The organism is Hymenobacter arcticus (assembly GCF_054779975.1).
Genome location: NZ_BAAGXF010000001.1, coordinates 644,882 through 657,984, shown reverse-complemented (window position 1 = coordinate 657,984; position 13,103 = coordinate 644,882). Strand labels below are relative to the sequence as shown.

General features: G+C 61.6%; 13 protein-coding genes. 5 read left to right on the top strand and 8 right to left on the bottom strand.

The window, feature by feature from the left end; translation table 11 throughout:
* Positions 1-150 precede the first annotated feature (150 nt).
* The 3 genes from ACYVGC_RS02905 to ACYVGC_RS02895 form a co-directional block, all read right to left on the bottom strand.
* Positions 151-588 (bottom strand): hypothetical protein, encoded by a 438-nt coding sequence (locus ACYVGC_RS02905; protein WP_460582273.1) that lies wholly within the window; start codon positions 586-588, stop codon positions 151-153.
* A gap of 282 nt (positions 589-870) precedes the next feature.
* Complete coding sequence (locus ACYVGC_RS02900) at positions 871-1,476, bottom strand: hypothetical protein (protein ID WP_460582272.1); 606 nt, start codon at positions 1,474-1,476, stop codon at positions 871-873.
* 316 nt (positions 1,477-1,792) lie between these two features.
* On the bottom strand, positions 1,793-3,709 hold the full coding sequence (locus ACYVGC_RS02895) for an ABC-F family ATP-binding cassette domain-containing protein (RefSeq protein ID WP_460582271.1): 1,917 nt from the start codon (positions 3,707-3,709) through the stop codon (positions 1,793-1,795).
* 44 nt (positions 3,710-3,753) lie between these two features.
* On the opposite strand from ACYVGC_RS02895, the gene ACYVGC_RS02890 reads away from it, so the two are divergent.
* A complete protein-coding gene (locus tag ACYVGC_RS02890) occupies positions 3,754-4,359 on the top strand; it encodes a hypothetical protein (RefSeq protein ID WP_460582270.1) in 606 nt (201 codons plus the stop codon).
* Positions 4,360-4,441: 82 nt separating this feature from the next.
* On the opposite strand, the gene ACYVGC_RS02885 is transcribed toward ACYVGC_RS02890, so the two are convergent.
* Positions 4,442-5,680 (bottom strand): pyridoxal phosphate-dependent aminotransferase, encoded by a 1,239-nt coding sequence (locus ACYVGC_RS02885; RefSeq protein ID WP_460582269.1) that lies wholly within the window; start codon positions 5,678-5,680, stop codon positions 4,442-4,444.
* Between the two features lie 296 nt (positions 5,681-5,976).
* Here ACYVGC_RS02885 and ACYVGC_RS02880 point away from each other — a divergent pair, with 296 nt between their 5' ends.
* Positions 5,977-6,444: a hypothetical protein gene (locus tag ACYVGC_RS02880; protein ID WP_460582268.1), complete on the top strand. Its 468-nt coding sequence runs from the start codon at positions 5,977-5,979 to the stop codon at positions 6,442-6,444.
* A gap of 177 nt (positions 6,445-6,621) precedes the next feature.
* Positions 6,622-6,858, top strand: coding sequence for a hypothetical protein (locus tag ACYVGC_RS02875; RefSeq protein WP_460582267.1), 237 nt, complete (start codon positions 6,622-6,624; stop codon positions 6,856-6,858).
* 27 nt (positions 6,859-6,885) lie between these two features.
* On the opposite strand, the gene ACYVGC_RS02870 is transcribed toward ACYVGC_RS02875, so the two are convergent.
* From ACYVGC_RS02870 to ACYVGC_RS02860, 3 genes are all read right to left on the bottom strand, one after another.
* Positions 6,886-8,853, bottom strand: a complete 1,968-nt coding sequence (locus ACYVGC_RS02870; protein ID WP_460582266.1) for a glycosyltransferase family 2 protein — start codon at positions 8,851-8,853, stop codon at positions 6,886-6,888.
* Between the two features lie 107 nt (positions 8,854-8,960).
* Entirely contained in the window at positions 8,961-9,572 is a 612-nt protein-coding gene (gene recR, locus ACYVGC_RS02865) for a recombination mediator RecR (RefSeq protein WP_460582265.1), read from the bottom strand.
* Positions 9,573-9,703: 131 nt separating this feature from the next.
* A complete protein-coding gene (locus ACYVGC_RS02860) occupies positions 9,704-9,994 on the bottom strand; it encodes an ATP-dependent Clp protease adaptor ClpS (protein ID WP_283566932.1) in 291 nt (96 codons plus the stop codon).
* Positions 9,995-10,186: 192 nt separating this feature from the next.
* Here ACYVGC_RS02860 and ACYVGC_RS02855 point away from each other — a divergent pair, with 192 nt between their 5' ends.
* Entirely contained in the window at positions 10,187-10,744 is a 558-nt protein-coding gene (locus ACYVGC_RS02855; RefSeq protein ID WP_460582264.1) for a hypothetical protein, read from the top strand.
* Positions 10,745-10,901: 157 nt separating this feature from the next.
* Positions 10,902-12,536, top strand: a complete 1,635-nt coding sequence (locus tag ACYVGC_RS02850) for a Na+/H+ antiporter (RefSeq protein WP_460582263.1) — start codon at positions 10,902-10,904, stop codon at positions 12,534-12,536.
* Positions 12,537-12,539: 3 nt separating this feature from the next.
* Here the strand turns inward: ACYVGC_RS02850 and ACYVGC_RS02845 are convergent, their stop codons facing one another.
* A complete protein-coding gene (locus tag ACYVGC_RS02845; RefSeq protein WP_460582262.1) occupies positions 12,540-12,893 on the bottom strand; it encodes a hypothetical protein in 354 nt (117 codons plus the stop codon).
* Positions 12,894-13,103 lie beyond the last annotated feature (210 nt).

The window sequence follows — 13,103 nt, the reverse complement described above, 5'->3', positions numbered from 1 at the left end:
ATGCTGAGCTTGTCGAAGCATCTCTACCATGCCGCTTAGGTTAGTAATCCTAACGGTGTGGTAGAGATGCTTCGACAAGTTCAGCATGACGTTCTTTTAGTTGGTAGCCCTGTTCTTCTCAGACCATGCCCAGTTGCCTTCTAGCCCCCGCTACAGCTGGGCCAGCCCGCGCCGGGCGTTTTCCTTGGCTCCCGCCAGCGAATCGGCGAAGCTGGTGGTTAGCGTGCGCTCGGCCGGGGCCTGGCGGGTTTCCTGGGCGTAGCGCTGGGTGGCGAGCTGGCCAAAGATGCTGGTGGCTAGCACCACGCTCACCTCGCGCAGGCCCGCAGCCAGGGCGCGGGGGTTGAAATCGGTGAGCAGCCACTGCTGGGCCTTGTCAGGGATGGCGCTCATCTGGCGCACGTCGCCGACCCAGCCCCAGGGCCGCGCGGGCGTCGAGTGCGCCTCAAAGTATTCCAGGGCAAAGCCCTGCATAGCCACAAACTCGGTGGCGTTGGCAAAGGCCAGCCACTGCGTGATAACGCACGGCACGGTGGCATCGACCAACACGCGGCCGTAGGGCTGGGAAAAGATAACTTGGTCGGCCATGCGCAACAACGGAAGGGGGCGGGAATGGGGTAGGGGCAGCCCAACTGCCCTCGGGCTACCTTACTGAAAAGGGCGAGCGGGGGTTTTCGCGGCTGCCCACCAGCTAGCCCCCGCTGGCCGCGCCCACTTGCGCCACCTCGGCCGGGGTGAGGCCGTAGCGGGCGGCCACGAGCGCCTCGGCCGCGCGGGTGTTGGCGATTTGGATAGATATTGGCTTGATAAAAGTCAGAATAGCAGTAAGATAGGGTAAGGGTGAGCCACGGAGGGCGCTAAGTCATTTCCTCAAATATTGCTTTTGAAAACATTGACACCCTTGCCGGTCTTCGTGCCATAAATGGCGGGGAATACAAACGCCGTGATGCTGAACAGAACCAGCAGCAGCCAAAACCCCGAAAAAATGCTGAATTCGACCGCGATAGCGGCCAGGAAACCCAGCAGATACAATAAAAAGCTGGGGCTACTCAAGTTGTCTAGCGCCTTTTCGTTGTAAAAACGGGTTTGCGTGGTGTTGTTGACCACGGCCACGTACGGGCCGCGCTGCTGCCCAGCCTTGATGGCCCACACGACAGTCAGCGAGTTGCCTTCGCGGCAAGCCAGGTTAAACCCCTGTAACTGAAATGAATGCTCTTGCCCGTTTGCATCTTCCAGAAAAAACTGGTCGTGCACAATGGTCGTGGAGGCCAGGTTGAGGTCCACCGGCTTTAGCTTGCCCGAGCCTTCGCGTAGGCGGCCGCCACCGCCGCTCACGCTACCCTGCACGCTGGTTTCCAGTGACTTGGTGGTGTTCAACACCTTGCCAGTTATCGACTTAAGGAGGTAGGTAGTTCCATTTACAACGATATTCTTTTCCATCTGGTAGCGCGGGTTAGCAGCGTAGCTGAGCAACAAGGGATACGAGCAGCTATACTGCCGAGTTACCAGCAGGGTTATCCGGTAGCGGCCCCGAAACGGATGGAATCAGCGCGGTTTCATACTTAGTGTAGAGCCGCCTCTTTGCGTCTCGTCGTTGGTTAATCTATCAGACGACAGACGTAAGGATTCGTCTCCCTAGCTCTGTAATGATACCGTAGGTGCTGTACTTAAAAGCGAAGGGCTATCGGCTAACATGCACAAAATGTACATGTTAGCCGATAGCCCTTCGCTTGTTTAGGCTTGCGTGGGCTGGCCGGTGCACTGCGCCCGGCAGTGGCCACTGGCCGGCCGGCTACATAAAGTCGCTCAGCTCCAGCCAGCGCTCGCCTTTGGCATCCAGCTCTTTATCAACGGCTTGCAGGCGGGCGGGCCATTTCGTGAGTTCCTCCCGCGAGCCCTGGCCGGCGGCCAGGCTAGCCACGAGCTGCTCCTTTTCGGTTTCGAGGGTGGCAATGGCCTTCTCCAACTGCTCAAACTCCTTCTTCTCGGCAAAGCTGGCGCGGCGCTTGGGCGGGGCCGCTACCGGGGCGGGGGCGGCGGGCGTGGCGGCGGCTACTTTGGCGGCGGCGCGGGCCACCTTGGCGGCTTTCTCATCGGCTTCGAGGGTGGCTTCGGTTTCGCGCTCGGCCAGGTAGTCGCGGTAGTCGGTGTAGTTGCCGGGGAAGTTGAGCACGGCCCCGCCCGGCTCCAGCACAAACAGGTGCTCGGCCAGGTTGTCGAGGAAGTAGCGGTCGTGGCTCACGATGAGCAGGCAACCCGAAAAATTGAGCAGGAAGTCTTCCAGAATGTTGAGCGTGCCCAGGTCCAGGTCGTTGGTGGGCTCGTCAAGAATGAGGAAGTTGGGGTTTTTCACCAGCACGCGCAGCAGCTGCAGGCGGCGCTTTTCGCCACCGCTCAGCTTGCTCACCAGCGTGTACTGCTGGGCCGGCGGAAACAGAAACAGCGTGAGGAACTGGCTGGCCGTGAGCACGTCGCCGTTGGCCAGCTCCACCACTTCGGCCACTTCCTTCACAATGTCAATCACGCGCTGGGTGGGGTCAAATTCCAGCTCCGTCTGGGTGTAGTAGCCAAATACGGTGGTCTGGCCCACGTCCACAGTGCCGCTGTCGGGCTTCAGCTTACCAGTCAGCATATTGAGCAGCGTACTCTTGCCCGCGCCGTTGGGGCCTACCAGGCCGATGCGGTCCTTTTTCTTGAACACGTAGCTGAAGTCATCCAGCACCACCTTGTCGCCAAACTTCTTGTTCAGGCCGTCGGCCTCAATAATTTTGCCGCCCTGGCGGGTGGTTTTCACGCTCAGCTCCAGCTGCTGCTTGCTGAGGTTGGTGCTGGCCTTTTCCTTGGTCACGTAAAAGGCGTCGATGCGGGCCTTTTGCTTGGTGCCGCGCGCCTGGGGCATGCGGCGCATCCACTCCAGCTCCTTGCGGAAGAGGTTGCGGGCCTTTTCCACCTCCACGGTTTCGCGCATTTCGCGGTCGGCCTTTTTCTCCACAAAATAGGAGTAGTTGCCCTGGTAACGGTACATGGTGCCCTTGTCGAGCTCCACGATTTCGTTGGCCACTTTGTCCAGGAAATACCGGTCGTGGGTCACCATCAGCAGCGTGAGGCTGGGCGAGTTCAGCCGGTTTTCGAGCCACTCGATGGTGGCCAGGTCCAGGTGGTTGGTAGGCTCATCAAGCAGCAGTACGTCAGGCTCTTCGATGAGCACGCGGGCCAGGGCCACGCGCTTGCGCTGTCCGCCCGAGAGCTTGCTCACGTTGCGCGTCAGCAGCTCGCCCAGGATGCCCAGCTTGCCCAATATCTGCTGCACCTGGCTCTCGTAGTCCCAGGCGTTGAGCGTGTCCATGCGCTCCATCACGCGCTGCAGGTCGTCGGGGTCGTGGTTGGGGTCGTTCACCACGTGCTCGTAGTCCTTCACGGCGCGCAGCGTGTCGTTCTGGCTGGCGAAGATGGTTTCCTCCACCGTCAGGCTTTCGTCGAACACGGGCTGCTGGCCCAGGTAGGTCACGCGCATGCCCTGGCGGCGGGTTACGAGGCCGGTATCGGGGTTTTCGAGGCCGGCCAGCACCCGCATAAGCGTGGTTTTGCCGGTGCCATTGATGCCCACAAACGCAATGCGCTGCCCCAATTGCAGCCCAAAGTTGAGGTTTTGAAATAGCCAGCGGTCGGCGTAATTCTTCGAGATATTCTCGGCGGAGAGCAAGTTCATAAGTACCGTAAAGGTACGGCGGGGGCGGGGCGTATCTTTGAGCTATGGCTTACAGTGATTTTACGCTTGACCGCTTGATTACTGAGTTTGGGGTAGATTTTCAGGGTGCCCATCTGTTCGCGCCCACCCTGGCCGCCGAGCCCAGCGCTTGGCTGACTGAAACTATCGGCTTGGCCACGCAAGTCGGGTTTGGCAGCGAAAAATCACGCTCCGAGCGCATTGTAAGCCCCGTATTGCTGGAACTGGCCCACCGCAACCGCTATGAGTTCGCCGTTATTTCGGGCGAAAACCTGAATGTGGAGCCAGCACGCGGCCTCAATGGCGAATGCAATTTCGTCTTGTCATTCACCCGCTTGCAGGATTTGATTAAGGCCCCGATTTTTTGCATCACCGAAGCTAAAAAGCAGGACGTAGAATGGGGAACCGCCCAGTGCGCTGCCCAACTCATCGGGGCATCCCGCCTCAACGAGCGTGATAAAAAGCATATCCCGGTTCTCTACGGCTGCGCCACAACGGGCATTGAGTGGCGATTTTTAAAGCTTGAAAATCAGCTATTTACGCTTGATGAATCGCGCTATCTCATCAGCGACCTGGCCCGGCTGCTGGGCGTGTTGCAGCACATTGTGGACCAGGCCCGGCAGCAGGTATAAGTTAGGTAGCCTAAAACGAAGCGCGTCCTGCTCATCTGGCAAATGCCGGATGAGCGGGACGCGCTTTTATGAAATGGCCGGCCTACTTCAGCTCGCCCAAGCTGCGCTTAATGCGCCCGAACGCATCGGCCAGCTTGTCATCGGCCGCCGCCGTGCTGAAGCGGATGCAGTTGGGCGCACCAAATGAGTCGCCGCTCACGGCCGACACGAACGTGTCGCGCAGCAGGTACAGCGCCAGGTCCGACGAGTCGCTTATGACCGTGCCGTCGGGCGCGGTGCGGCCGAAAAAGGCCGACACGTCGGGGAAGATGTAGAAGGCGCCGTCGGGCGTGGGCGTCACGAGGCCGGGGATGTCCTTTACCAACTCCAGCACGAGGTCGCGGCGGCGGCGGTAGGCGGTCACCATCTCATCGGCCGAGGCGCGGCCGCCTTGCAAAGCGGCCAGGCCAGCGCGCTGCGCAATGGAGCAGGTGCCGGAGGTAATCTGGCTTTGCAGCTTGTCGCAGGCGGCGGCCAGGGCGGGGTGCGCGGCCAGGTAGCCCAGGCGCCAGCCCGTCATGGCGTAGCCCTTCGAAAAGCCATTTACGGTGATTACCTGGTCTTTAACATGGGCAAACTGCGCCAAGCTCACGTGCTCGTCGGTGAAGTTGATGTACTCGTAAATCTCGTCGGCGATGGCGAAAATGCCGGGGTGCTGCGCCAGCACGTCGGCGATGGCACTCAGCTCGGCGCGGCTGAATACGGCCCCGGTGGGGTTGCAGGGCGACGAATACATCACGGCCTTGGTGCGCGGCGTGATGGCGGCGGCCAACTGGTCGGCGGTAACCTTGTAGTCGTTTTCGAGGGTACCCATGATGGGCATGGCCACGCCCTCAGCCAGCTCTACCTGCGCGGCGTAGCTTACCCAGTAGGGCGAAAAAATGATGACTTCATCGCCGGGATTTACCAGCGCCATGAGGATGTTGCTGAGCGCCTGCTTGGCCCCGGTACTCACCACAATCTGGTTGGGCTGGTAAGTCAACTGGTTTTCGCGCAGTAGTTTATCGCAAATGGCTTGGCGCAGGTCGAGGTAGCCCGGTACCGGCGTGTAAAACGTGTAGCCGTCGTCAATCGCCTTTTTGGCCGCGTCCTTGATGTACTGCGGGGTCTGAAAATCGGGCTCCCCGAAGCTCAGGTTAATCACGTTCACGCCCTGGGCGGCCAGCTCGCGGCTCTTTTTGGCCATCGCGATGGTCGCCGATTCCTGAATCTGGAGGATGCGGTCGGACAGGTAGGCAGCCGGGTCGGCCGGTGCGGCCGGGCTAGTGGTACTGGGAGACATAAGCTTATGTGATAGAGAGAGGTGCGAGTAGCAAAAGTATTGGCTCGCCTCCCTTTCCCGGTGGCCCCGCCGCATTTATTTGCCTGATTTTCCGGCTTTTTTCAGTTCGGCAGCCGGGGGAGGCGCTGGGGCGCGCTGGCCGGTGGGGCCCGCCCGCCCGGTAGCCGGTGGCCAAGAGCCAGCCGCTTGGGCGGCCGCTTCCCAGGCAGTAGCCCGGGGCATTTCTGCCGGCCCGGTCTACTTTTGGGGCTATTTCTGGGGCCTGCCAGCGAGGCGGCCCCACCCCAGCAGCTCTTATGACAGAAACCAGTATTACGGCCTTCGACCGGGCCCGCACCGGCCTCTGGGCCAGCCTGCAAAAGCATTTGACCCTCATTTATCAGGCGGAGGCGGCGTTTGTTAAAGCGGTGGCTTTTACCGATTCCTTTCCTTTCCTGGCCGCCGAAGTGGAGCCCGAGCTACTGGCCGAATACCACCGGCAGCACCGGGCGCTGCGCGACCTGTTCATCGACGAAACCACTCAGCTGGATACCCTGGCCAAGGCCATCCGCACGAAAACCTACGCCGACGACGAGAAGAAGCAGCTGTACCTGCTACTGCTGGGCTACCTGGATATTGCCGCGCTCGTGTTTGGGCGGTTGGCGACGCAAGTGCCAGTGCGTCAGCCCAAAGACGAGGAGCAGGAAGCCACGCAAGCCCGCTTCGAGCGGGTGCGCAGCCTGGCACGGCTGCAAGTGAAGGGCGTAGCGGGGCTACTGCGCTAGGCGGTGCGGTGCGTGTCGGCCCGTAGTCTGTGAGCTTTCCTGGCTGCGGTAGGCACGCGTCGCGGTGCGTTCATCGCGGCACTCAAAGCGAGGCCGGTAAGTCTCGCACCCCGCAGGTTTTGGCACCAGGCTGGCCGGCCGTTCTTAAATTTGTGCTCCTTATTTCAGTTTCGACTCATGCCCGCTGCCCTGCCCGCCACCCAAATTCTCACCTTCCTCTCCGACACCAAGCAAGTCGGTCCCAAGCAGGCCCCCGTACCGTTCAGCAAAGCCGAAATACTCGCCTTCCCGGAGGTAAAAGAATGTCTGGCAAAGGGTTACGAGCTGGAAAGCTTCGAAAACAAGCTCTCGCCAAAAGACCCCCGGCAGGTAATCCTGCTCGTGATGCTTGCCCTGCGCCCCGACGCCGCTTAATAGTTTAATAAATTCATAAACAAGTGCTTAGCCGCCCAGTCCGCGCCAGCCGCGCCACAGCACCTCCAGGTCGAAGCCGGGCTCGTAGTCCTGGGCGTAGAGTAGCTCCAGGCGGCAGCGGGCAGCTTCTGTGAGCGGCGCGGCGGTGGTGGCGGCCACGTCGGCGGGCGAAAGCACGGCGGGCTGGGGGCCGGCCTCGGGCATGTAGCGCAGGCCCACCCAGCTGCGGCGGCCGCGCAACACTTGCCCCACATGGCGCAGCAAGCCGCCCGGCCGCCGCTGCCCCCAAAGAATCAACGGGCTTATTATGAAGATAATAGCGCTCACCACCAGGTCGAGCAGGCGCTTGCTACGGCGCTGCGCGGGCTGGGCCAGCCGCCACGAGCGGTTGAGGGTATAGTAGTCGCCGGGCGCGTCTTTGCGGCTGCTGCCGATGATGTACTGGCTGCCGGTGGGCAAAATCTTGTAGGCCACTTCGGGCTGCGCGGGCAGGCGCGCCATGAGGTCGATAATCTGGCTGGCGGGCAGGTCGCGGCCGCAAAAAATTAGCTCCGTAATGTCGTACAGCTCCAGCAGCGCCGGCAGCTCGGCCACCGTGCCGAGGTGGTCGGGGTGCGGCAGGTCGGTGGTGGTCCCGGTCTCGGGCGTGACGAACCCGATGACTTTGGCGGGTATCCGGGCTTCAGTGAGTAGCTGACGCACGCGCTGGCTTTCGGCCAGCGAGCCCACAATGGCCAGGGTTTTGGGCCGGGTTTCGCTGAGGCGCAGGTTGCCGTAGCGCAGCCAGTGGCCCAGCAGCCGGCGACCCACTAAGGCGGCCACCGCCCACACGCCGCCCAGCACAATGAGGGCCTTGGAAAAGCGCCAGCCATCAAAAAAATTGGAAACGGCCGATATCAGCACCGTGCCTACGGCTACGCCGCGCACCATGCGGCCGGCCCGTACAGGCTGGTCATAACCACCACTCAGCCAAGTAGTTAGCAACCAGCCCGCAATGTAGAGCGGCATGGCCACCAGCATATACTGCGGCGGGTAGGGGGTGTGCACGTACTTCTGGTTGTTTTCCCAGTACACCTTGAGGGCGTAGAGGCCGGCGTAGAGCGAGGCCGCATCGAGCACCACGGGGGCGGCCAGGGTGGCCAGGCGCTGCGCCAGCGCCGCGCCCGCCCGCAGCCAAATGGCGGTGTTAATGAGCTTTGAAAACAGGCTGGCACGGTTGGGCGCGAAGTGCTTTTGGGCAAAAATGACCATCGCCCGGTAAAACACAAATACGTAGTTAACGCTCGTGCGCTTGGTGCTTTCGCCCTTGTAGTGCAAAATGCGGGTGCCGGGAAAGTACCAGTTTTGCCAGCCGCCGCGCGTGAGCCGGTACGAGAGGTCAATGTCCTCGCCGTACATAAAATAATCCTCGTCCAGCAGGCCTACCTCGGCCAGCGCGGCCTGCCGCAGCAGCATAAAGGCCCCGCTGAGCACCGCTACTTCGTGGGCCTCGCCGGGGTCGAGAAAACCCAGGTGGTAGCGCCCAAACGAGCGCGACTTGGGAAACAGCCAAGCCAACCCAGAAATCTTATAAAACGCCACTTTTGGCGTGGGCAGCCCGCGCTTGCTTTCGGGCAAAAACTGGCCCTGGCCATCCAGCATTTGCACACCCAGGCCGCCGCAGCGGGGGTGGGCATCCATAAAGTCGCAGCAGCGGCGGAAGGTCATTTCCTCCACCAGCGTGTCGGGGTTCAGCAGCAGCTGGTACTGGCCGGTGGCTTGGCGCAGGGCCTGGTTGTTGGCCCGCGAAAAGCCGGGGTTGTCCTGGTTGGCCAGCACGATTACCTCCGGGAAGCGGGCCCGCACCATGGCCACCGAGCCGTCGGCCGAATGGTTGTCAACTACAAAAACCTCCACCGGCTCGCCTAGCGCCGCCACTGCCTGCCGCACCGACAGCAGCGTTTGCTCCAGGAAGTAGCAAACGTTGTAATTAACAATAACGACGGAGAGCTTCACTTTTTAGCGGTTAGCCTTTAGCTGTCAGCTGATAGCTTTTTCGGCTATCTTAAACTACAGCAACTCAGGCCGACAAAGCTATCAGCTAACAGCTAAAGGATAACCGCTTATTTCTGACGCTGGCGCTCCACAATGCTGCGGCCCAGCGTGATTTCGTCGGCATATTCGAGCTCGCCGCCCATGGGAATGCCGCGGGCGATGGTGCTGATGTGGAGCTGCTCGAAATCGCGCAGGCGGCGCGAGAGGTAAAAGGCCGTGGTGTCGCCCTCCATAGTGGGCGAAATGGCCAGGATGACTTCGCGGATTTCGGAGCCCTCGGCCCCGGCGCGGGCCACCAGCGAATCAACCTGCAAGTCGGCCGGCCCCACGCCCTCGATGGGCGAGATGACGCCGCCCAGCACGTGGTACACGCCCTGGTACTGGCCCGTGTTTTCGATGGCAATTACGTCGCGCACGTCGGCCACCACGCACACCTGGGCGTGGTTGCGCAGCTTGTTGGCACAAATGCTACACTCCTCACTGTCGGCAATGCTGTGGCAGGTGTGGCAGTAGGTGATGTCGAAGCGCATTTTGGCCAGCGCTTCGGCCAGGTTGGCGGTGGTGTCGCTTTCGGCCTTAAGCAGGTGCAGGGCCAGGCGCAGCGCCGTTTTTTTGCCGATGCCGGGCAGGCGCGCCAGCTCAACTACCGCGTTCTCAATGAGTTTGGAGGGGAAATCCATTAACTAAATACTGTCATCCTTATCTGGCGTCCGCTTGCGAAGGACCTTATCACCTTCACCTCGCGGGGTTTACGAACTCTGGCGAAAGCAGCCGTGATAAGATGCTTCCTTCGTCAGCATGACAACGACAATTACACAATATCCGCCGAAATGCCCCGGTCGTGGATGGCCGAGCAGCGCGGCTCCAGCTCGTCGAAGGTACCGTTTTTGACCGCGCACTTGCCCTTGTGGTGAATGAGCAGCGTGCACTGCTCGGCCTGCTCGGGCTCGTGGCCGCACACGTCGATGAGCGTCTGGATAACGTGGTCGAAGGTGTTCACGTCGTCGTTATACACCACGAGCGTGCGCAGCTCCTGCTCTTCTTCGAGCAGCAGCACATCGGAATCGTAGTCAATCTGCGGGCGGGTAGCGGGGAAGGCCATGGCACAAAAATACGGCGGCCCCGGCAAAGCGCGGGGCTGGCTGATAACCACCGGGACCGCGGTTTCGTTCGGCCTGAAAAAAGAGACAAGCGCCGCCAGCCGCTACTTTTAGGCGTGAATGCAGCAAGGAGAAAGGAAGAATTGCCAGCTGCTTACTTCTTCCTTCCTCCTTCCAGATTCCCCATTTTAGTTATGCCCGTTCCTACCGCCGACTTTAAAAAAGCCGTGGCCCGCCTTTCCGACAAGGAAAAGGAGGCGCTGATACTGCGCGCCACCCGCCGCGACGCCGAGCTCTACGACACGTTTCGCTTCGAGCTGCTGCCCGACGTGACGCTGGAGGGCGAGTACGAGGCTGCCGCCGACCGCATTCACGAGCTGTTCAACGTGGCCGTAACGGGCCGGCTGCTCAACCGGAGCTTGGTGAAGGCTCTGCGCGGGGCCGTGCAGGAGGCCGCCCGCGCCCGCCGCGTAACTAAGAGCAAGCAGCTCGAAATTGACCTGAGTATGTACGCGCTGCGGCTGATTTTTGAGAACTACACCGGGCAGTTTGACAGCGTGTATCAGGGCTTTTTTGTAGGCACGGCGCGGCTGGCAGTGCGCCTCACCAACCTCATTCCGAAGCACTTGCACGAAGACCTGTGGCTGGAATACAAGCCCGAACTCGACGACTTCCTGACCCAGCTGCACGGCCGCAAAAAGAGCCGCGAGCTGAAGTTTGAGCTGCCGCGCGAGCTGGCGCTGGTTGGGTAATGTAGTGTGCTAAAGAAGTTTACAAGAACCGACGCAAAATCGGTTGTTATTGCGAGCGCAACGCAGTGGAGCGCGGCAATAACAACCGATTTTGCGTCGGTTCTACTTGCGCATTACGTATAAAATTGATTTGGAGCATCTTACGTTAATAATATTTTTGATGGCCCTGCTGGTGGGCCTGTCGGCGCTGGCCCCGCGGCTGCGGCTGCCCTACCCGCTGCTGCTGGTGCTGGCGGGCGGGCTGCTGGCCCTGGTGCCGGGCCTGCCCGCCGTGGTGCTGAGCCCCGATTTGGTGTTCTTTATCTTCCTGCCGCCGCTGCTGTATTCGGAAAGCTATCAGATGTCGTGGCACGAGTTTGTGGCCAACCGGCGGCCGATTTTCTTGCTGGCGGTGGGGCTGGTGCTGCTTTCCACTACGGTGGTGGCAGCGCTGGCGCACTACCTCATTCCGGGCTTTAGCTGGGCCATGGGGTTTGTGCTGGGGGCTATTATCTCGCCGCCCGATGCCGTGGCGGCGAGCAGCGTAACCAGGGACCTGGGCTTGCCGCGCCGCATCACGGGTATTTTGGCCGGCGAAAGCTTGGTAAACGATGCCTCGGCCCTCATTGCCTACCGCTACGCCGTGGCGGCGGTGGTGAGCGGCACGTTTGGCCTCTGGGACGCGAGCTGGCACTTTGTGGTGGTGGCGCTGGGCGGCGCGGCCATTGGCTGGGCAGCTGGCCACGCCGTGGCGTGGGTGCAAAACCGGCTCACCGACCCTACCCTCATCACGGTGCTCACGGTGCTCATGCCCTTCGGCATCTACCTGGCGGCCGAGCACGTGGGCGTGTCAGGGGTGCTGGCGGTGGTATTTATGGGGTTGATGCTGAGCCGGCGCTCGCACGACATCTACGACAACCAGACGCGGCTGCTCAAGCGCAGCTTCTGGAACGTGCTGGTGTTCATACTGAACGGCCTGGTCTTTATTCTGATTGGCTTGCAGCTGCGCACCATTTTGGAGGGCATGGGCATGGACCGGTTCTGGCCCATGCTGGGCTATGGGCTGCTGGTGAGCGCGGCGGCCATTATCATCCGGCTGGGGTGGGTATTTCCGGTGGCGTACCTCACGCAACTGCTGGGGCGCTGGCTGGGCCGCACCGTCGAAACGCCGCCCAAGCGCAACCTCTTCATCACGTCGTGGGCGGGTATGCGGGGCGTGGTGTCGCTGGCTACGGCGCTGGCGCTGCCACTGGTGGCGGGCAACGGCCAGCCGTTTCCGCAGCGCAACGCGCTGCTGTTCCTCACGTTCACCGTCATTTTGGTGACGCTGCTGGTGCAGGGCCTGAGCCTGCCCTGGCTGGTGCGCCGGCTGGGGGTGCAGGAGTCGCCGGGTGAGCGTGCGGCCGAGGAGCAAGAGTTGCGCTTGGCTCTCACCACCAATGCCTTAGCCTACCTAGATGGCCGCTTGGCGGGTGCCGAAAATCCCGCCTTGCGCACGCTGCGCGAAACCATGCGCCGCCAGGCGCGCCGCCTCCAGGGCACGTTTGCCGCCAATGAAACCACCGAGCCCGCGGTCCCCACGGGGGCCGAGGCTGAGGCGGCCACCGCGTTTGAGGACCTGCTGCGCGGCCGCCTCGACGTGGCCGCCCACCAGCGCAAGCTGCTGGTGAAGCTCTACCGCACCGATACCTTCAGCGAGGAAGCCATTCGGCAAGTAGAAATGGAGCTCGACCGGCTCGAAATAGCCCTCGATACCCAGCTGGCCACCGTGCAGCAGCCCGAAAACCGCACCGGTAACGAGCCCACTATCTAGCAGTTAGCGCAGGGCCAGGCAGCGCAAGTTATTGCGTGCATCGGCATTGTCCTGAAGCTGTAAAAACTGGTCAAACTCAGTGGGCGTCAATACCTGCGCCAGGCACTGGGCCAGGTGCTCGGGGGTGCGGGCACGCCACTGGTATTTGCCCACGGCCAGCTGCACGGCGGCCGTTTGGGCGGGCGGCAGGTGCAGCGTGGCGGCCAGGTAGCGCACCAGCGGCCGGGCGGCAATGCCGCCGCCAGCGAGCACGCCAACGCTAGGGATGGCGTGCTCGGGGCCTTGTGCCCTGGTGAGGCTGGGTTGCAGGCCCAGGGCCAGCACGATGAGAAAGCTGGGGGTAAGTGTTGAGTTCATGCGCAGAAAGGACAGAGTAGGGTAGCAGTAGCCAGGGGTAGGGGCCCGGGAAGGCCGCCTACTCACTTGACTGGGCCAAAGGTGAACGTTTGGTGACGGGCCCGCAACCTTAGCGGCCCGTTGGCGGGTGCTGCTCTCCCAATGGCCCCCCTGGCCTAGCTAATTGCTTGTTTGCCAGACCAGCTGTTTGGTTGGGATAGTGAGGAGCTT

Coding starts and splice junctions, on each gene's coding strand:
- ACYVGC_RS02905 (WP_460582273.1), bottom strand. CDS start 588: ATGGCCGACCAAGTTATCTTTTCCCAGCCCTACGGCCGCGTGTTGGTC.
- ACYVGC_RS02895 (WP_460582271.1), bottom strand. CDS start 3,709: ATGAACTTGCTCTCCGCCGAGAATATCTCGAAGAATTACGCCGACCGC.
- ACYVGC_RS02890 (WP_460582270.1), top strand. CDS start 3,754: ATGGCTTACAGTGATTTTACGCTTGACCGCTTGATTACTGAGTTTGGG.
- ACYVGC_RS02885 (WP_460582269.1), bottom strand. CDS start 5,680: ATGTCTCCCAGTACCACTAGCCCGGCCGCACCGGCCGACCCGGCTGCC.
- ACYVGC_RS02880 (WP_460582268.1), top strand. CDS start 5,977: ATGACAGAAACCAGTATTACGGCCTTCGACCGGGCCCGCACCGGCCTC.
- ACYVGC_RS02875 (WP_460582267.1), top strand. CDS start 6,622: ATGCCCGCTGCCCTGCCCGCCACCCAAATTCTCACCTTCCTCTCCGAC.
- recR (WP_460582265.1), bottom strand. CDS start 9,572: ATGGATTTCCCCTCCAAACTCATTGAGAACGCGGTAGTTGAGCTGGCG.
- ACYVGC_RS02860 (WP_283566932.1), bottom strand. CDS start 9,994: ATGGCCTTCCCCGCTACCCGCCCGCAGATTGACTACGATTCCGATGTG.
- ACYVGC_RS02855 (WP_460582264.1), top strand. CDS start 10,187: ATGCCCGTTCCTACCGCCGACTTTAAAAAAGCCGTGGCCCGCCTTTCC.
- ACYVGC_RS02845 (WP_460582262.1), bottom strand. CDS start 12,893: ATGAACTCAACACTTACCCCCAGCTTTCTCATCGTGCTGGCCCTGGGC.